Source organism: Parasphingorhabdus sp., assembly GCF_039939955.1.
Taxonomy (GTDB): Bacteria; Pseudomonadota; Alphaproteobacteria; order Sphingomonadales; family Sphingomonadaceae; genus Parasphingorhabdus.
In genome coordinates, this window is record NZ_JBDVHS010000005.1 from 177,983 (window position 1) to 196,858 (window position 18,876).

The 18,876-nt window shown below is 55.0% G+C and carries 18 protein-coding genes; 8 read left to right on the forward strand and 10 right to left on the reverse strand.

What is annotated here, in order from left to right; translation table 11 throughout:
* Positions 1-135: 135 nt before the first annotated feature.
* Positions 136-1,293 carry an acetylornithine deacetylase gene (gene argE / locus ABJG22_RS06130; RefSeq protein ID WP_348019369.1) on the reverse strand — a complete coding sequence of 386 codons (1,158 nt, stop codon included), beginning with the start codon at positions 1,291-1,293 and terminating at the stop codon, positions 136-138.
* Positions 1,294-1,537: 244 nt separating this feature from the next.
* Here argE and ABJG22_RS06135 point away from each other — a divergent pair, with 244 nt between their 5' ends.
* Positions 1,538-3,085, forward strand: a complete 1,548-nt coding sequence (locus ABJG22_RS06135) for a hypothetical protein (RefSeq protein WP_348019370.1) — start codon at positions 1,538-1,540, stop codon at positions 3,083-3,085.
* Positions 3,086-3,278: 193 nt separating this feature from the next.
* Here ABJG22_RS06135 and ABJG22_RS06140 read toward each other — a convergent pair whose 3' ends face one another.
* The 8 genes from ABJG22_RS06140 to aroQ form a co-directional block, all read right to left on the reverse strand.
* Positions 3,279-5,111 carry a DUF885 domain-containing protein gene (locus tag ABJG22_RS06140; RefSeq protein ID WP_348019371.1) on the reverse strand — a complete coding sequence of 611 codons (1,833 nt, stop codon included), beginning with the start codon at positions 5,109-5,111 and terminating at the stop codon, positions 3,279-3,281.
* A gap of 123 nt (positions 5,112-5,234) precedes the next feature.
* Positions 5,235-5,936, reverse strand: coding sequence for a 2OG-Fe(II) oxygenase (locus ABJG22_RS06145; protein WP_348019372.1), 702 nt, complete (start codon positions 5,934-5,936; stop codon positions 5,235-5,237).
* A 10-nt stretch (positions 5,937-5,946) separates the two neighbouring features.
* Positions 5,947-7,224, reverse strand: a complete 1,278-nt coding sequence (locus tag ABJG22_RS06150) for an amidohydrolase family protein (RefSeq protein ID WP_348020311.1) — start codon at positions 7,222-7,224, stop codon at positions 5,947-5,949.
* Positions 7,225-7,340: 116 nt separating this feature from the next.
* Positions 7,341-8,198 (reverse strand): RcnB family protein, encoded by an 858-nt coding sequence (locus ABJG22_RS06155; RefSeq protein WP_348019373.1) that lies wholly within the window; start codon positions 8,196-8,198, stop codon positions 7,341-7,343.
* 130 nt (positions 8,199-8,328) lie between these two features.
* Positions 8,329-8,886 carry a hypothetical protein gene (locus ABJG22_RS06160; protein WP_348019374.1) on the reverse strand — a complete coding sequence of 186 codons (558 nt, stop codon included), beginning with the start codon at positions 8,884-8,886 and terminating at the stop codon, positions 8,329-8,331.
* A 31-nt stretch (positions 8,887-8,917) separates the two neighbouring features.
* Entirely contained in the window at positions 8,918-10,273 is a 1,356-nt protein-coding gene (accC, locus tag ABJG22_RS06165) for an acetyl-CoA carboxylase biotin carboxylase subunit (protein WP_348019375.1), read from the reverse strand.
* A gap of 10 nt (positions 10,274-10,283) precedes the next feature.
* On the reverse strand, positions 10,284-10,760 hold the full coding sequence (accB, locus tag ABJG22_RS06170; protein WP_348019376.1) for an acetyl-CoA carboxylase biotin carboxyl carrier protein: 477 nt from the start codon (positions 10,758-10,760) through the stop codon (positions 10,284-10,286).
* A 21-nt stretch (positions 10,761-10,781) separates the two neighbouring features.
* The gene (gene aroQ / locus ABJG22_RS06175) at positions 10,782-11,219 is read right to left on the reverse strand and encodes a type II 3-dehydroquinate dehydratase (RefSeq protein ID WP_348019377.1); all 438 of its coding nucleotides are present in this window, start codon (positions 11,217-11,219) and stop codon (positions 10,782-10,784) included.
* Between the two features lie 99 nt (positions 11,220-11,318).
* Between aroQ and thiS the strand changes: the two genes are divergently transcribed.
* The 7 genes from thiS to ABJG22_RS06210 all read left to right on the forward strand — a co-directional run bounded on the left by thiS (position 11,319) and on the right by ABJG22_RS06210 (position 17,950).
* Positions 11,319-12,299, forward strand: a complete 981-nt coding sequence (gene thiS / locus ABJG22_RS06180) for a sulfur carrier protein ThiS (protein ID WP_348019378.1) — start codon at positions 11,319-11,321, stop codon at positions 12,297-12,299.
* A gap of 325 nt (positions 12,300-12,624) precedes the next feature.
* Complete coding sequence (locus ABJG22_RS06185) at positions 12,625-12,978, forward strand: UrcA family protein (protein WP_348019379.1); 354 nt, start codon at positions 12,625-12,627, stop codon at positions 12,976-12,978.
* Between the two features lie 315 nt (positions 12,979-13,293).
* Positions 13,294-13,698 (forward strand): DUF1153 domain-containing protein, encoded by a 405-nt coding sequence (locus tag ABJG22_RS06190; RefSeq protein ID WP_348019380.1) that lies wholly within the window; start codon positions 13,294-13,296, stop codon positions 13,696-13,698.
* A 15-nt stretch (positions 13,699-13,713) separates the two neighbouring features.
* Positions 13,714-14,865, forward strand: coding sequence for an EAL domain-containing protein (locus ABJG22_RS06195; RefSeq protein ID WP_348019381.1), 1,152 nt, complete (start codon positions 13,714-13,716; stop codon positions 14,863-14,865).
* 86 nt (positions 14,866-14,951) lie between these two features.
* Positions 14,952-16,475: a wax ester/triacylglycerol synthase family O-acyltransferase gene (locus ABJG22_RS06200; RefSeq protein WP_348019382.1), complete on the forward strand. Its 1,524-nt coding sequence runs from the start codon at positions 14,952-14,954 to the stop codon at positions 16,473-16,475.
* Positions 16,476-16,552: 77 nt separating this feature from the next.
* Positions 16,553-17,467 (forward strand): SDR family NAD(P)-dependent oxidoreductase, encoded by a 915-nt coding sequence (locus ABJG22_RS06205; RefSeq protein ID WP_348019383.1) that lies wholly within the window; start codon positions 16,553-16,555, stop codon positions 17,465-17,467.
* 24 nt (positions 17,468-17,491) lie between these two features.
* The gene (locus ABJG22_RS06210) at positions 17,492-17,950 is read left to right on the forward strand and encodes a MaoC family dehydratase (RefSeq protein ID WP_348019384.1); all 459 of its coding nucleotides are present in this window, start codon (positions 17,492-17,494) and stop codon (positions 17,948-17,950) included.
* A gap of 100 nt (positions 17,951-18,050) precedes the next feature.
* Here ABJG22_RS06210 and ABJG22_RS06215 read toward each other — a convergent pair whose 3' ends face one another.
* Positions 18,051-18,815 carry an SDR family oxidoreductase gene (locus ABJG22_RS06215; protein ID WP_348019385.1) on the reverse strand — a complete coding sequence of 255 codons (765 nt, stop codon included), beginning with the start codon at positions 18,813-18,815 and terminating at the stop codon, positions 18,051-18,053.
* Between the last annotated feature and the right edge of the window lie 61 nt (positions 18,816-18,876).

Consider the following 18,876-nt stretch of genomic DNA (forward strand, 5'->3'; position numbering starts at 1 on the left):
ATTTTACAAATGTTGGCGATGCCGTAGCGTTATCCCGGAGTGACAGCGATTCGTTCGTCCCGCGCCTGTCGAAGGACGGACCTGTGCGCGATCATCCTTCGACGGGCTCAGGACGAAGGGCAATTTTCTCGCCCTTCAAGCGAGCGCCTCCGCCAGCCGGATCATGAAATCCGAGCCCTTCTCAAATTGCTCGACCGCCAGATATTCATTCGGCTGATGTACTTGCTCGATCGACCCCGGGCCACAGATTACGGTGGGGAATCCGGCTTGCTGGAACTGCCCGGCCTCGGCTGCGTAGGAAACCACGCCAGAGGGACTGTTGTCGCCAGTTAGGCGACGGACAAAGGCCTCGGCCTCCTGCGAACCGGCCGGTGTCATTGGCGGGGCGTTGGATAGCTGCTTGATGGTGACGCCCGTTTTGGGGAAGGCGCCGCGCATCTCGCCATCGAGTGCCGCAATTTTGGCTTTGAAGGGCGCGAGCACCGTGTCGGGATCGACATCGGGAGGACAGCGCAGATCAAAGACAAATTGCGCATGCCGCGCCAGGATATTGGCTGCGGTCCCGCCCGCCATTTTGCCGATGGTCAAAGTCGCATGCGGCGGGGTGAAGGGAGAGGCGGGATCCGCATTCTCCCATAGATTGCGGGCCAGTTCGGCGAGATCGTGCATCAACTCCACCGCGACCATATTGGCCGAAATACCCAGATGGGTCAGACTGCTATGGGCTTCATGACCCAGCACCTCGACCTCGTGGACGGTGATCCCCTTATGGCCGGTGATGACCTTCATCATCGTCGGTTCGCCGATAACCGCTAGCGCGGGCTTGGGTAGTTTCGCCGCCATTTCCTCGATCATCGCGGGCGCGCCGAGACAGCCGACTTCCTCATCATAGCTAAAGGCCAGATGTACCGGTTTTGTAGCGTTTTTAAACAAGGGCACGGCGGCCAAAGCCAGCGCAATAAAGCCCTTCATGTCGCACGTCCCGCGCCCGTGCAGCAGGCCGTTGCGTTCGGTGACTGTCCAGGGGTCACTATCCCAATTCTGCCCGTCTACGGGGACGACATCGCTATGACCGGAAAGGATGATCCCGCCTTCGACATTGGGGCCGACGGAGGCGTAAAGATTGGCCTTGGACGCATCTTCATTGATGACGCGCGTCGAAGCCACGCCATGCTGGCCCAGATAATCCTCCACCCATGCGATAAGCTCCAGATTGCTGTTTCGCGACGTGGTGTCAAAACCGATCAGCGTCGCGAGAATATCGCGGGCAGCGGGGACAAGGGCGTTGGTCATGCGGCTCCGAACTTTACAAAGTTTACAGTGTTAAAGGAAAAAGGCGGACCGGTCCTAAAACTGTTGAAAATTGGGGGGTTTTTGGATGATGATTTAGGATCGGCCATGGGGGACGCCTATCATGACAAGCGCGATGTAGGACAGGCAATTTTGTCTGGCCCCTGCTTTTTAAAAGAGGGGCGGGATCGCAGCATTACAAATAACCGTTGCCTTATTCTGCTACTATCGAAATACTTCTAGAATAATGGTAAAAATTAAAACCCGCGAACAATTTGAAAAATGGCTGGAAGATAAACCGGCCGGATGGGCGCAGGCGCTCGCCCTGCGTTCGGCGCTGCGGGTGCTACCGATTGCGTTGAACTCGGATATGTTCGCGAAAAATGGCCCCCCGCCAGGCTTGACGGCAGCGATGATCAGGGCGATGATCATATCATGGGCCGCGCGCAGTTGTCCGGCCCATGATATGGCCGCCTATGCCGCCAATGCCGCCGCCAATGCCGCCTATGCGGCCAAAGCCGCCACCAATGCCGCCGCCAATGCCGCCTATGCCGCCAATGCCGCCACCAATGCCGCCTATGCCGCCAATGCCGTCTTTTGGAAGCAACTGGTTGCAGATTGTGATATTTTGCTCACAGTCCCCGGCGCTGATGCTGAGGCGCAAGGACGGACTCTGCTGCGTCAGCCTTTGTGGGGCGCCAAGCAAATGCCTAAGACCGTCCACAACAGCTGGCGCAATGCCGTTTCCTATCTGGATGGTGAAGGCCTGCACATCTGGCGACGCTGGTATCAGAGGCGGCTGGCGGGAGATGCCAGTGGATTTTCCTTGCCGCTCGAGCAGGATTTGATCGTTCAGGCGCGGCTTCTCAAGCAGACGAAATCTTGGTGGACCGGCGGTAAAGAACGATCCGATATGGCGCAGTTTCAGAAGGTTTCGCAGGAGATTGAGGGGTGGGTTGCGGATTTTCAACCAGAGAAATTGCCATCGGAAGTGCCAGATCAAAATTCATATGCAATAACATTTCGTCCAGGAGATGATGGTCCGATTACGATCGAAGGCAGTATCGGTGCCGATCGACTATTGGCGGATCAGGATGCTCTTGATCGTTACAATGAGGTAAAAGCAGAAACAGAAAATATCATTGAAGCTTGCTCTCGAACCAACGCAGGTGGTTCGTTAAAAAGACGAGCGTTGGGCTATCTTGATGCCCTTGGGGGGGATATCAATTCAATTCAGCCCAGTCTTGTGGTTCAGCGTGGGCAAACGCTCAGAGACAAATTAGCCGAACAATTGAATCCCAATCCAGATCCGATGACCATGCCCTTGTCAGGCGATCTCCTTCTTGATCTCAAGGCATGGCAATCGGCTCATAATATGATGGTCCTAATGGACCCTGAACTGGAAAAACGCGATAAGGCACTTTACGGCCCTGATCAGATTACGGTCGTGATCGCGCTTGAAAAAATCAAACAAGTCGTCATTGAAGCAAACTCCCAAAATGTTATTGACCAGAGTGCGCAAGATGCTTTGGTTGATGCAACCGGCAGCGCTGAATCTGAAATAGAGGAATGGGGTCGGCTTTACCGTCTGGCGTCCGAAAGTCTGAAGAATCTCGTTAAGGCCATCGTCCAATGGTGTTGGAAACATAAAGGCAAAATCAGCGCTGCGACGAGTGGGTCTTTGTATGCCGGTGCTGCATGGATTCAACGGAACGCGAAATGGCTTTTGGAGGTTTTTGCTGACAATCCCAATATGATTGAATGGATTCAGTACATATCGAAATTGCCGCTCTAAGGATATCGTCGCCCCAGCGTCGGCTGGGGTCTAGCCCAAATTTTGGTTTTCCCACATCGATCGGGTTGGATGCCAGCCTTCGCTGGCATGACGGGCTGGGCCGTATCACCAATTTGCTGCGCGAGCGATGCTGCCGCATCGCCACCATCCCAACCCCCTCCTCTTCAGAGGAGGGGCTACGAGAGGCTTCACCTTAGTCTTGTGAAGCAACCCAGTCGCGGATTTTGCTTTCCAATACCGTCATCGGCAGGGCGCCGGTGTTGAGCACCTGATCATGAAACTCGCGCGGATCGAACTTGTCGCCAAGCGCATCCTGGGCTTCTTTCTTCAGCCGCTGGATGGTCAGTGCGCCGATTTTATAGGCCAAAGCCTGGGTCGGGATTGCGATATAGCGTTCGACTTCGGCGGTGGCGTCTGTTTCGCCCATGCTGCTGTTGTCGAGCATATATTGGATCGCCTTTTCACGGCTCCAACCCTTGCTGTGCAGGCCGGTGTCGACGACCAGACGCATGGCGCGGAGCATCTCGTCGTCGAGATGACCGAAGCGCTGGTAAGGATCGTTGTAAAGGTCCATCGGGAAGCCGAGCTTTTCAGAATAAAGCGCCCAGCCTTCGACAAAGGCGGTATTGCCGCCAAAGCGCATGAAATTGGGCAGATCGGCATTTTCCTGAGCTAGCGAAATCTGGAAATGGTGACCCGGCGCGCCTTCGTGCAGATAGAGCGTGGTGATGCCCGATGTGTTGCGCGACGGCAGGTCATAGGCGTTGAAATAGAAGACGCCGGGACGCGAACCGTCGGGTGTACCGCTCTGATAGGAGCCGCCAGCCTGGAACTTCTCGATGGATTCATCATAAGGACGAATTTCCAGCGGCGATTTCGGCAGCACCTTGAACTGCTCGCCGATTTTCGCGTCGACGAGCTTGCCCATGTCATAATAGCGCTGGGTCAGGCTTTCGCGAGATTCCGGGTGGAATTGTGGATCGGTGCGCAGGAATTCGAAAAATTCCGAGAGCGTGCCGTCAAAACCGACTTCGGCCTTGATCGATTCCATTTCGGTTTTGATCCGCGCCACCTCGCTGAGGCCGAGATCATGGACATAATCGGCCTTCAGCGGCAGGGTCGTCGTGTTCTCGATCATATTCTCGTAGAGAAGCGCGCCGCCCTTCATCTGCGACAGACCGACTTCGGTGCGCGCCACCGGCAGATATTCGTTTTTCAGAAAATCATGCATCCGCTGATTGCCAGCGAAAAGTGCATTGGTCGCCTCGGTATATTCCTTGGTCAGGCGGGCCTTGTCGGCATCGCTGAAATCTTCCGGGAAGCTTTTGGTCGGTGCCATGAACGGGCTGTTCTCGAGACCAAGGCTATTTTGCGTGGCAAGTTGCTCGATCACGTTGGTGATCGTCAATTTGGTTTCCAATACGCCGCTTTCCATACCTTCGCGGAACCGTTCGATCGAACGGTCGCCAAGCACAATATATTGTTTGTGTCGTGTCAAATTGTCTTCATAATGTTTGATCGTCTTGAACGGCGCACCGCCTTTGCCGGACGCGAAATTGGGATAGAAAGTGTGAAATCCGCTGAAATGGTTGACCGGGCGGACCACCGTCAACGCCATGATTTCGTCGGAATAGCCTTGCAGCGCTTGTTCCTTGTTGCGCTTGAAGACATCATAGGCAATTTTGTCGGTCGCATTCAAACTGCTGCGGTCGAGCTTTAACAGAGCCGCCAGTTCGGCTTCTTCTGCGGCCTTTTCTCCGGCAAAATACTCATCCGAAATATAGTCACCCAGTTGATCGGCATAGCGTTCGTCACCCCGGAACAGAGCACCAATCGGATTGCGTTTCAGATTATCCTCGTCGCTTTTGGCGAACAAAGCCTTGAGCTTTTCGCCCTCGGTCATTTCGGTTTCTGCGTGATGCTCCATCGTCGCGGCGCTGGTCGCGGCCAGTGGCTGGGCGATTGTGACGCTGCTGATGGAGAGCAGGCTGGCACCGATGAGAAAAGCGAGAGGTTTCTTGGTCATATTATCTTCCTATCCTAGACTGTTATGTGCAGCTAACACAGTAAAGTATCACTCGCAACGATTTCGCGGTGCCTTTGATGTTGTTTGTCGAAGCCGGTCGCTAGTTGGTCGTAGAACAGGCTTTTATGCGGGCTCCGCTTCCCGCCATTGATTGAGTCTGAACCATTTGGTGATGATATATTTTGTGCCTTCGTCCACCGGCGTTCCGGCGTGCAATGTGTTGATGTTGGGCGTCCCGTCCAGGCCCATATTATTCCACATCAACAACATCCCGCGGCGTGGTTCGACTTCATATTCCAGCTGTGGAAAGGCGGTTGCGCCGCCTTTTTCTGGTTCATTGAGATAGGCCATGGCGGTCCAGCTTCGCTGACCGCCATTGGGTCCTTCAAATTGCCAATAGTCCTGGCCTTCATGGAAATAGTCGTGATGGTCCTTAAACTGCTGCCCGGGCTGATAGCGTTGACCCTGCAGGATTTCGCTATGCGTTTGCCGCAGACCCAGAAGGTCGCAAATTGATTTGTCGATACGGCGAATATCGGGGTCCGCGGGGTCCACATTGCAGCTATAGCTGGTCCGATATCCCTCGCGTTCGCCGCCCTTGTACAGGGTGGAGGGCTGGCTATCGCTGTCGATCATGTCGATCAACAGGTCGCAATCGGCGTCGCTCAGGAAATTCTGATGGACATAGAGTTGTACATGCGGGCTTTCGAGCCACTGGACTCGGGGATGGGCGTTAAGCGTCTCGGTGACCTGCCGGCCCATTTCAGCCAACCGCTTTGGGCTGGCGTAGCGTTCGTTTTGCTTTTTGGAAAAGACCCGCGCCATCGTCGCCAACCTAGTCGATGATGCGGCCGCGGACCATGACCCAGTCGATCTGTTCCAGTACCCGGACATCGTCCAGAGGATTGCCGTCAAAGGCGATCAGGTCAGCGGAATAGCCAACCGCGATCCGGCCGAGCTGGTTGCCCATGTCCAGCGCCTCGGCTGCCGATGTGGTCGCGCTTGCCAGCGCTTCCCGTGCGGTCAGCCCGGCATCGACCATCAATTGCAGCTCTTCGGCATTGCGGCCATGATCAAAGACGCCGGCGTCGGTTCCGAATACAATCGGGACGCCCAGTCTTTTGGCCGACGTGACCGCCTTGCCAACGGTATCCAGTGTCATCCGGATTTTCTCTTCGACCACCGGCGTGTAGACACCCTTGCCAAGCCCTTCGCTGACGCCCTTGAACGCCATCAATGTCGGCACCATCGCTGTGCCGTTGGCTTTCATGACTTTCAAAGCTGCTTCGTCGGCAAATGTGCCGTGCTCGATTGTGTCGATTCCTGCCCGCGCTGCGGCTTCGATTCCACGCGCACCATGGGCATGGGCCATGACCTTGAGACCCAGCGAGTGGGCGGTATCGGCGATCGATTTCATTTCGGCATCGGTAAAATGCGCTTCCAGCCCGCGTCCCTGTTGCGACAGAACCCCGCCGGTTGCGGTAATCTTGATGATATCGGAACCCGCGCGCGAGGCTTTGCGCACTTTTTCGGCGCATTCGACCGCGCCCGTGCAACTATAGCCGCTGGCGAGCAGTTCGTTGACCGGTTCGGTGAAGCCCGTGGTGTCGCCATGGCCCCCGACGATCGCCAATGCGGGGCCAGCGGCAATGATGCGCGGGCCGGGGATGATACCGTCGGCGGTGCCGCGGCGCAGCGCGAAGGCGCTATATTGGGAAGAACCTGCTTCACGCACGGTGGTGAAGCCGGCTTTCGCTGTGAGCAGCGCATTTTTCGCGCCGACAACCACGCCCCATTCGGTCGGTTCGGTGGTCTGTTTCCAGAAATCGCCACCCGGATCGCCGGTCAGATGTACGTGCAGATCGATCAGGCCGGGCATGACGGTTTTGTCGGAAAGGTCGATAATCTCGGCATCAGTGCTGGCTACCGCGTTCGATCCGCTATGGATTTCGGCAATCTTGCCATCGCGGATGATGATGGTCGCCGGGCCGCTGGGCTGGGAGTTCGCATCGGTCAGCAAATTGCCCACCTGGATGATCTGGTCCTGCGCACGGGCCGCACTCGGCGACAGGGTCAGGGCCAAAGCCGACATCACAAGGCTGAGCGCACGCATCATCAATAATCTCCCATTCTCTCAATATGCTTCTGCTTTGAGGGTCGTCAGGATGCAACAAAAAACCCGCCACCCATTTGGGTAGCGGGCCGTTCGGTGGCTATTGTGATGCCAATCTACCAGAAGAAATTGTAGATCACATCGATGACTTCGCCGGTGTAAGTGTCGACCAGCAGAACATCGTCATAATAGCGGATCCATCGGGTGCCGGCATAAGCTGCGGGCAGGCGGTAGCGCCAAGGGTCGTTGATCCAATAGCGTGATCCGTAAAAGGCCGATCCCAGATAGACCCCGATGCTCCAGCGTCTGTAATCATGGTAGCGATAGGGGGTGTAATAGCGGCCCAACCGGAAATGGTTGCGATTGGCCTTGCGATAACGCCGCCAGTTATAGCGTTGGTTATTCCGCCATGCGCGGTTCCAGCTTCGGTTGCTGCGATAGCGTCGGTCGACGCGACCATTGTTGTTGCGGTCATAGCGCCGGTCAACACGTCTATCGCGATTCACGTCACCGCGCCGAACATTGCGCCGCTGCGTGGCTTGGCGGTCGCGCGTTGCGTTCCGTGTGACATTGCGGGCCGGGCGTGTGTCCTGACGCGCAACATAGGGCGCGCTGTTGCGATCGACATTGCGTTCTGCTCGACGTTCTGTACGGCGGTCGATCCGGTTCGTCCGGCGGTTCTGACGGGTTTCCGCACGATCTCCTTGGGTCCGTCCGATAGCGTCCGATTGCCCGCGCGTATTGCGTCTTGGTGCCCGCGCCTGTCCCCGGTTGTTTCTGCGGTCGACCCGCCGATTGGTTCGGTTCGCACGGCGTTCACTGCGACTGTCGCGCTGCAGGGCGACAGAACCGGTCAGATCCGCCTGGATCGGATTGGCGTTTATATTGGGTGAGAGTCCCATATCAGCGGCCGAGGCAGCGGCTGGGGTCAACATCGTGGCCGCCATCAGGCCGGTGAAAAAAAATATACGCATGGCAAACTCCTGTTGCGAGCGACTCCGTTTGCCGCGTCTGTACAACAGGTGATAGTTTATTAACCCTGTCGGAGTCCTGAACTGGCTTGTTATGTTCAGGAAAGGTTGCACTTATATGAACATAACGGCGTTAAGACGCCGATGGTTGCGGCAGGGAACGCATCCGCCAAAACGAGTATAGATAGGCAGCAACGACCACTGCGCAAATGGTGCTGGCGGTATAGGGCTGAGGGACAAAGAGATAGGCGGCATAGCTGCCAACCGCGCGACCCAGGGAATGATATAGGCCGAGATTCGTGCCCGCAGTCCAGCCCCACATTATCCAGATATTGCCAGAAATCAGGGAAAGACCAACGATGAACAGCAAGGGGTCAAAAGTTGCTGCAACCATGACGAGCGGAAAAAACAAAAGGCAGGTGATCAAGGCCATCATGAACGCACTGGTCAGCGGACTGTCTTTTGCGTCTTTGAACATATCTCCGCCGCGCAATTTTGTGATCAAAACGCCGAGCGGGAATATCAGGCCGCAAGTCCAGGCGAGATAGACTATATTTTTGGGTTCCGGAAAAAGGAGCAATATGATCGCCCATGCTGCCCAATATAGCAGTCCGGCAATCGGCATTCCTCGATATTCACCAGCCAGCAGCTCTTGCCGCATTTCCGGCAGGGTTGCCTTTTCATAGTCCATGAAAAACCTCCTGCGTGCCTATTGCACCAATCTAATCCTTCAGATTGTCCTTCTCCAGCCACTCTTCCAGCCATTTGATCGTATATTCACCTGACTGGAATTCCTTGTCGTGAACGAGTTTCAGGTGGAGCGGAATGGTGGTTTCGACGCCTTCGATGACAATTTCGTCCAGCGCACGTGCAAGGCGCATCATGCAACCGTCGCGGGTCCGGCCATAGACGATCAGCTTGGCGATCATACTGTCATAATAAGGCGGGATCGAATAGCCGGCATAAAGACCGCTATCGACCCGCACATGCATGCCGCCGGGCGCGTGGTAGCTGGTGACTTTACCGGGAGAGGGGGCCCAGGTTTTTGGGTTCTCCGCATTGATCCGGCATTCGATGGCATGGCCGCTAAAGACAATGTCTTCCTGTTTGACGGACAGATCCCGTCCGTCCGCGATGCGTATCTGCTCCCGAACCAGATCGACGCCAGTGATCATCTCTGTCACTGGATGTTCGACCTGCAGGCGGGTGTTCATTTCGATGAAATAGAATTCGTCATTCTCGTAAAGAAATTCGATCGTTCCGGCGCCGCGATAGCCCATGCCCTTCATGGCATCGACGCAGACTTTGCCCATTTTCTCGCGTTGTTCGGCGCTGATTACCGGTGATGGCGCTTCTTCGAGAACTTTCTGGTGGCGGCGCTGTAGCGAACAATCGCGCTCACCCAGATGGATGGCATTGCCGCGGCCGTCGCCGAAGACCTGAAATTCAATATGGCGCGGATCGCCCAAATATTTCTCGATATAGACGGTAGCGTCGCCGAATGCCGCTTTGGCTTCCGTACCGGCCTGTTTCATCTGGGTTTCCAGCTCGGTCTCGCTGTTGACCACTTTCATACCGCGACCGCCACCGCCGGAAGCTGCCTTGATGATAACCGGATAGCCGACATCTGCGGCCACCCGCTTGGCTTCTTCGATCTCGCTCACGGCGCCATCGGAACCGGGGACGAGAGGGATGCCCAGATCGCCGGCCGTTTTCTTGGCGGCTACCTTGTCACCCATCACCTTGATATGTTCCGGCTTGGGGCCGATCCATTTGATATCATGCGCTTCGACGACTTCGGCAAAATGCGCATTTTCCGAGAGAAAACCATAGCCAGGATGGATTGCATCTGCGCCGCTGATTTCGGCTGCTGAAATGATCGCCGGGATCGACAGATAGCTGTCTGCCGCAGCGGGAGGGCCAATGCAGACCGCTTGATCGGCAAGCCGCACATGCATGGCATCTGCGTCAGCCGTGCTGTGCACCGCGACGGTTTCAATGCCCAGTTCTTTTGCTGCGCGCAAAATACGCAGCGCGATTTCACCGCGATTGGCGATCAGGATCTTTTCAATGGTCACGCTGGCAGCCTCAAGCGATCACGACCAGAGGCTGGTCGAATTCTATGGCTTGGCCATTTTCGACCAAGATAGCTTTGATGGTACCAGCGGTTTCGGCGGTGATTGGGTTCATCACCTTCATCGCTTCCACGATCAACAATGTGTCGCCCACTGCAACCTTATCACCGACGCTGATGAAATTCGCTGCGCCAGGTTCGGCGGCGAGATAGGCCGTGCCCACCATCGGTGATTTTTGTGCATCGGCGTGATCATCGGCCGGAGCGGCTGCTGCTGGGGCCGGAGCGGCTGCCGCGGGGGCAGCTGGCGCTGGGGTCGCTGCAACGGGTGCGGAAACGAACGTTCCACCGCCGCGCGCAACTTTGATTTTGCGGTCACCATCTTCGACTTCAATCTCGGTCAAACCCGCTTTGTCGAGAATGGCCGCTAGATCACGAACCAGTTTGATGTCCACGTTCATGCCTTCACCCGTGTCTTTTTTTGCAGGCATTTTTTGTCCTTATGCTTTTCGTTAAAATTTGCTCGCGGCGTCTAGCGCCAGTTGATAACCGAATGCACCAAAGCCGGAAATGCTCCCTTTTGCAACTGGTGCAATGAAACTCTTGTGACGATATTCCTCGCGCGCCGCCGGATTCGAAATATGCACTTCGATAACCGGAACGTTAATGGCCTTAATCGCATCGAACAGAGCGAGCGACGTGTGCGTTAGTGCTGCGGCGTTGAGGATTACCGCATGGGCGCCTTCCGCAGCGGCCTCGTGCAGCCAGTCGACCAGATGGCCTTCATGGTTGCTTTGGCGAATCTCGACGTCGAAACCGAGCGTCTGGGCATGGTCTTCAATCTGGCCCGCAATCTCGTCGAGCGTTTCCGAACCATAGATTTCAGGTTCACGCATGCCGAGTAGGTTGAGATTAGGACCGTTCAATACAAAGATGGTCTTGGCCGCCAAGATATTGCTCCTTCCCAAAGGCTTTTGGTTGCGACTGGAGCGACCTCTTTATATGGCTCGTTTTTGAAAAGCGAGATCAAAGACATGAAAGTTATCGAAATGGCTGAAATTCAGATCAAGTTGAACGGCGATGATCACAAAATTCCGGCGGGCGGCTCGATTGCCGATCTGGTCCGGTCACTCGATCTGGAGCCGGCCAAGGTGGCGGTTGAACGCAATCGGGTGATCGTGACTCGGTCGACCTTGGAAGATGTCATGGTCGAGCAGGGCGATGAACTGGAGATCGTACATTTTGTGGGCGGTGGTTCTGGTGACGACAGCTGGACGGTGGCAGGGCGTAGATTTCAGTCCCGGCTAATCGTCGGTACGGGGAAATATAAGGATTTTGCCGAAAACGCAGCTGCGGTCGAAGCTTCCGGTGCAGAGATTGTCACCGTGGCCGTCCGGCGCGTCAACGTCATGGATCGCAACCAGCCGGTGCTGATGGACTATATTGATCCAAAGAAAATCACCTATCTGCCGAATACCGCGGGCTGTTTTAATGCAGAAGATGCGATCCGGACTTTGCGGCTGGCGCGTGAAGCGGGTGGCTGGGATCTGGTGAAACTTGAGGTGCTCGGTGAAGCAAAGACCCTCTATCCCAATATGCGCGAAACACTCGAAGCAACTGAGGTGCTGGCCAAGGAGGGGTTCAAGCCCATGGTCTATTGTGTCGATGATCCGATTGCCGCGAAGCAACTCGAGGATGCCGGCGCGGTTGCGATCATGCCGCTTGGTGCGCCGATTGGTTCCGGGCTGGGCATTCAAAATAAGGTCACGATCCGGTTGATCGTCGAAGGTGCTAGCGTGCCGGTACTGGTCGATGCTGGTGTCGGGACCGCGAGCGATGCAGCGGTTGCCATGGAACTGGGCTGCGAAGGCGTGCTGATGAATACAGCCATTGCAGAAGCAAAAGAACCGGTGCGAATGGCCCGCGCGATGAAGCTTGCCGTAGAAGCAGGACGGGAGGCTTATCGGTCCGGTCGCATGGGCCGCCGGATGTATGCAGACCCTTCAAGTCCCCTGTCTGGGCTGATTTAGCCATATAACACAGTGTAATTTGGTGTCATCCGTAACTAATTGATTCGTAACAAAAGTTACATAACGTTGGGTTGGTCGATCAGCGATTGTCGTTGGTCGAAGCCTTGTGCCGTTTGCCGATCACAATGGCGGTTTATCGAAGGCCGGATGCTAAGCCGACCATAGTCCCCTACCTAGGATTGCGAGGCGGGAGCAAATCCATACGTCTCTCAAGACAGCCCTCCCCCAAGGGCCTTGGATATCCCCGCTCCCGATCTCGCCCCGGAGTGGGCAGCGTCGGTCCCCCAATTTTCCGACACCGCCCCAAAATTGTGAGGAGTAAAAAATGTTGAATTCTACTTTTACCAAAACCATCTGTGCTGCGGCCGCGTTCGCGGTAACCGCAACAGGATTTTCCGCTGGTGCGAATGCCCAAAACCGGATTGAGCGCTCGGCGGTCGTCAGCTATGCCGACCTTGATTTGACCAGTGCGGATGGACAATCCGCTTTGCAGGGTCGTTTGAAACGAGCCGTTCGTAAGGTTTGCGGAGGCTTTAATTCGAAAAGCCTAGCCGATATCCAGGATCATAGCGTTTGTATCGGTGAGGCCAGCGCATCGGCCCAGCGTGCCAGTGTGACGATCATGGCTGCCGCCAAAGCCGGTAAGCCTGTCGAGACCGCGATGGTGATCAGCAACTAAAAGCAAATTCCAAGAGCCGCAGTCCCCCAACAAGCGGCCGTACTTTGGCCAAAACAGCCTTCAAAAACCCCGGTGTCCCTTACACCGGGGTTTCTTTTTGGGGAAAATTATCGTGACCTATTCAACAATTGTTGATCTAAGAATTTAATCTATTCTGTAACAATAGGTATAGTAACATTTATTTTACTATAAAAAAATTGCTATGTCGTTAATAAATATAGATATTCCAAGTATATATCGTCTATTAACCACAAACCAGAACGCAGCGTTAATATATACCGTCCATATGTAAACCATTGTAAACGGCAGTGTGGTGTGTCCGCTTATTCATGCACTGAACTGTCGGCAAACCGTGTTTTTGGAGGTTATATGGAATCTGGTCGGCAAAGAAAACCGGAGAGGGTTATTGGCCCTTTCGGTGAAGCCTTGAGTTTGAGTGATTTGCCGAAGAATAATGTGACGCGTTGGGTGATCAGACGGAAGGCAGAGGTAGTTGCTGCTGTAAACGGCGGCCTTCTGAGCCTCGAAGAAGCCTGCGCTCGCTATGATCTTTCATTTGAAGAATTTCTTTCTTGGCAGGATTCTATCGAAAAGTCCGGACTGCCGGGGCTGCGGATCAGCTATCTTTCCAAATATCGCACAGAACATCGAGCAACGCAGGACAAGCTCGAACAATCCGGGTCGCAACCATCAAAAGACTCCTATCCGGATTCTTACTAATTGAAAGCCTAAAACATGCCAAATAAACGGGTCCTCGTCATTGACGAAGAGAGCGCGTTTACGCGCTTCCTGCAGGATGACCTTGAGCAGCGCGCAATATCCGTAGCCTGCGTCTATTCACCGGGAGATGAGAACGGGGCTACAGCTTTTGCTCCGAACGTCATTGTTGCCGACAAGAATATGCTGACCGATCGCACCACGGGGCTTTTGCGTACTTTTGACAGGGTTGAGCGCAAATTGCCGCTGGTTCTGATGACCGGTACAGACATGAAGTTGCCGCATAGCAGTGCGGCGTCTGTCAAAGCGGCCAACTCCCAGATCGTTGCGACTATACCCAAGCCGTTTGCACCCGATGTGCTAGCGCAGCTGGTCGAACGATATGCGGAAGACAGCCAGAAGACGATATTGGATTCCGAATATATCAACGCCCTGATTGCCAGTGATAGACTGCTGGACAATCTCGTTGTTGAATTTCAGTCCAAGCATGCGCTGACCGATGGCAGCATCGTGGGATATGAAGCCTTGTCGCGGTTGAAAACGAGACGAGCGATTAGCCCGGCGACGATTTTTTCCGCATCCACAGAGATGTCTCTTGAAATCGAAGCAACATTGAATGTCGTTGATCAGGTGTTAAAATTGACCGACATGATGGGGGATTGGCGGAAAATTGTTCCGGTATCCTTCAACTGCAGCGCGATATTGCTGACCCAGGCTAAATTTGTCGATGCGCTTTGCGCCCGTTTGCAAAACGCCAGCAATTTAAGCGGATCGATCATCATGGAGATTACCGAAGAGAACCGGATTGCCAACATCAAAGTCGTCGCGGAAATCTGTCATATGTTGTCCCAATATGGCCTGGCCGTGTCCATTGATGACTATGGCACGGGGCATAGCAATCTGGATCGTATTGCTGAAATTCCCTTCGCCGAGTTGAAGCTGGATAAGGAAATTTTCTGGGCCTTCTGTAATGATCGCGTACCTATTACTGTCCTTGGCTCTATCATTGATTTCTGCCACTCGCGGGGCGCCAAGACGGTGGTTGAGGGTGTCGAAACGCCGTTCCATCTGGAAAAAGCGCGACTGCTTGGTGCGGATCAGGGGCAGGGCTTCTACTGGGGCCGTGCGGTTCCTCCTCAATATTTGGTGAAAAACTGGCGCGGCTATTGAGGGGTAAACCCGATGCTTAACCGATTCGCTTATTGGAGAAATTTGAATTAGGCTGCTCTCCATTGGAGCATCTTAAGGGAATCGCCATGAAACAGCTCAGCGCACTGGATGCGATGTTTGCCTATACCGAGACGGCAAACACGCCGATGCATATTGGACAGTTGCTGATCTATGATCCTTCCACCGCGCCAGACGGGATGGTCGGTTTCAAGGACATATTGCGCTACATCGAGGGGCGCCTCGATGGCGCGCGGATTTTCCGGCAAAAATTGGTCCGGGTCCCGCTTGATCTCGATCATCCTTATTGGGTCGACGACGCGAATTTCGATCTTGAATTTCATGTGCGCCATATTGCTTTGCCCAAGCCCGGTGACTGGCGACAATTGTGCATTCAGGCGGCGCGCATCTATGCCCGCCCGATGGACATGAACAAGCCGCTTTGGGAATATACGGTCATTGAGGGGCTGGATAATGTCGAAGGCGTGCCAAAGGGTAGTTTTGCCGTGTTACACAAGATGCACCATGCTGCGATTGATGGACAATCCGGCCTGCAAATGACGCTGGCGCTGCACGACCTCGATGCCCAGATGAAGCCGCGCCAGTTTGATATGCAGTTTGAACCAGAAAAAGATCCCAATCCCTTTGGATTGCTGGCCAAGGCTCAGTTTAACAATATTGCCAACCCGGTCCGGGGGCTGCAGAATTTGCAAAAGCTCATCCCGATGCCGAAACGACTGCTCGATGTGCAGCGCGAATATCGTCAGCGCGATGATGCGAAGGGCAGCATACCCAAGACTCGATTCAACAAAAAACTGAGCCCGCACCGCGTGTTTGACGGGCGTGAATTTGCCCTGTCCGATATCAAGACAATTCGGGAGGCTTTTCAAGGCGCAACGGTCAATGATGTGATGATCGCAACGGTCAGCGGATCGATGCGTGGATATTTGCAGGCGCATGACGATCTTCCCGACAAGACGATGAAAATCGGTGCGCCGGTATCGGTTCGATCAGACAATGACAAGGACTCCGCTGGCAATCAGGTAACGATGATGCAGGTCGGTGTGGGGACGCATCTTGCCGACGCCGGTGACCGGTTGAAGTTCATCATGGAGGAAACCCAGCGGTCCAAAGCGATGACCAAAGCCCTCGGTGCGAAGACCTTGATGGAATTATCGGGTGCGATGCCGGCCGGTTTGACGGCTGCGGGGACCAAGATGATGGTGCGTGCCGGTCTCGTCGAGCGTCTCAACCCAGCGGTGAATTCCGTGGTCACCAATGTCCCGGGGCCAATGGTGCCGATGTATTTTGCCGGTGCCGAGTTGGTGAAATCCTTCGGCATGGGCATATTGGCGGAAGGACAGGGGCTATTCCATGTGGTGACCAGCTATAATGGCAATGTCATCCTGACCTTTTTGGCGGATCGCAATATCATGCCGGATCCAGAGTTTTACGCGACTTGCATTTCGCGTAGTTTTGCGGACCTGCTGGATGCGGCGGCGAAGAAAAAGGCCAAAGCGAAAAAGGTCAAGAAGGCCAAAAAGCCGAAAAAGCGGGTTTCTGCCTCTGCCGCTACGGCAGGCAGGGTTCGGGTAAAAAGGACCGGAAAATAGCGGCCTTGCCGCTTGACTCATTGGGTCTGATTGCGCATCGCTTTTGTTAATCATTCGGTTAACAAAAAGGACTCGCCATGAGCACAGTAGAATTTAACGACCGCGTCGCCATCGTCACAGGCGCTGGTGCCGGTCTCGGCCGCGAACATGCCAAGGAACTGGCGCGGCGCGGCGTAAAAGTTGTCGTCAACGATTTTGGCGGTGCCCGTGATGGCACGGGCGGATCAGCAACGGTTGCCGAGCAGGTTGTTGCGGAAATCGAAGCCGAAGGCGGCGAAGCCATGGCCGCTGGTTGCAGCGTGACCGACATGCCTGCGGTTGAAAAAATGGTTGCCGACGCGATCGCCAAATGGGGTCATGTTGATATTCTGGTCAACAATGCCGGCGTGCTGCGCGATAAAAGCTTCCACAAAATGACGCTGGAAGATTTTCAATTTGTCATGGACGTCCACCTCACTGGCAGTGCCAATTGCACCAAGGCGGTTTGGGACCATATGCGCGAACGCCAATATGGCCGGATCGTGATGACTACGTCCTCGACGGGTCTCTATGGCAACTTTGGTCAGGTCAACTATGGCGCTGCGAAGCTTGCTTTGGTCGGCATGATGAACAGCCTGCATCAGGAAGGTGCTGGCAAAGGCATCCATACCAACTGCATCTCACCCGTTGCCGCAACGCGCATGACCGAAGACATCATGCCGGAAGAAGCTTTGAAAGCCTTAGTCCCAGAAGCCGTTACCCCTGCTGTGGTCTATCTGTGCAGTGATGGCGCGCCATCGAAGACAATCTTGACTGCTGGTGCTGGTGGTTTTGCCGCTGCAAAAATCTTTGAAACAGAGGGTGTTTGGTTGCCGGTTGAGAAACGCAACGCGGAATCCATTGCCGAGAATATCGACCAGATTCTCGACGAAACCGGCATGCAGGAATATGCTAATGGCGGCGGACAGGGCGGCAAATTCTTCCGCCGGATGCAGGAAGTTATGAAGGGCTAAAAGCCCGAATTTAGGAGAGATATTATGCCAACGATTAAACCAAGCGAGCTCGAAAGCTGGAAAGGCAAAGAAGTCGGAGTATCTGACTGGGTTGAAGTGGGACAGGACCGCATCAACACGTTCGCTGACTGCACCGAAGACCATCAGTTCATTCATATCGATGAAGAAAAAGCCAAGGCCACACCCTTTGGCGGCACCATCGCACATGGATTGCTGACGCTCTCTTTGCTGCCGAAATTATCTTATGGCACGACGCTGGGTCTTGAAGGCACGGTCATGGGCATTAACTATGGCTTTGATAAAGTGCGCTTCCTCAACCCGGTTCGCGCCGGATCCAAGGTGCGTGGACGCCATACGTTGGTCGACGCAGTAGAAAAGCAGCCGGGTCGCTGGTTGCTGACCTACAATGTTATTGTGGAAATTGACGGTATCGACACACCGGCGCTGATCGCGACATCATTGGTGATGATCGTCGTCGGCTAAGGTGACCGGATGATATTTTGGACAAAGGGCTCCGGACTGGTTCCGGGGCCCTTTTTCGTTTCAACACCGATCAACCGAAGGCATCACGGCGCTAGTGGTTTTAGGGCGTGCCCGCGATGCGAATGCATTGTCCGGTAACCCATTCTGAAGCTGGCGCGCATAGGTAAAGCGTCAGCGCACCGATATCTTGTGGCGTGCCCAGACGCCCGGCGGGCAAGCCCAGCGTATCTTCAAAACCGACAAAATCCTCGTCTGTCATACTCAGCGCTTTCTTCACCGTTTCTGTCGGGACAAAGCCTGGCAGGATCGCGTTGACCCGAGTCTTGGGGCCGAGCTCATGCGCCAATGTCTTGGTCAACATCAACACGCCGGCCTTGGCAGCGCTATAATGGCCGCTGCCGGGGAAGGGATCTTGTCCGGCCATGGAGCTGGTGTTGACGATCCGGCTGCCTTGGCCAAAATGTTTGCAAGCGGCGCGGACGCCATGGAATACCGACGTTAGGTTGGTCGCCAAGGTTTTGTCCCATTCCGCTTCGTCCAGCTCGGTGAGCGGTGCGGATACCAGCGACCCGCCGGCATTGTTGACCCAGATATCGAGCCGACCAAATTCGTCGACCGCGCGTTGGGCGAGAGCATCCATTTGTTCGGCGCTGGTGACATCGGTGGTCTGGGCAATCGCCCGGCCGCTGCTGTTGCTGGCGTTGATCTCGTCGGCGACGCGGCTGATTTCGTCGATACTGCGGGAGGCGCAGACGACATTGCATCCCGCATCGGCCAGCGTCTTGGCCATGCCTTCCCCAATGCCCCTTCCTGCGCCCGTGATGACGGCGACTTCGCCGGTGAGATCAAAGAGAGGACTGGTCATGCTAGAGTCTCCAATATTTGCCGTTCGCGTCCAGCCGGATGCTTCGACAGGCTCAGCACGA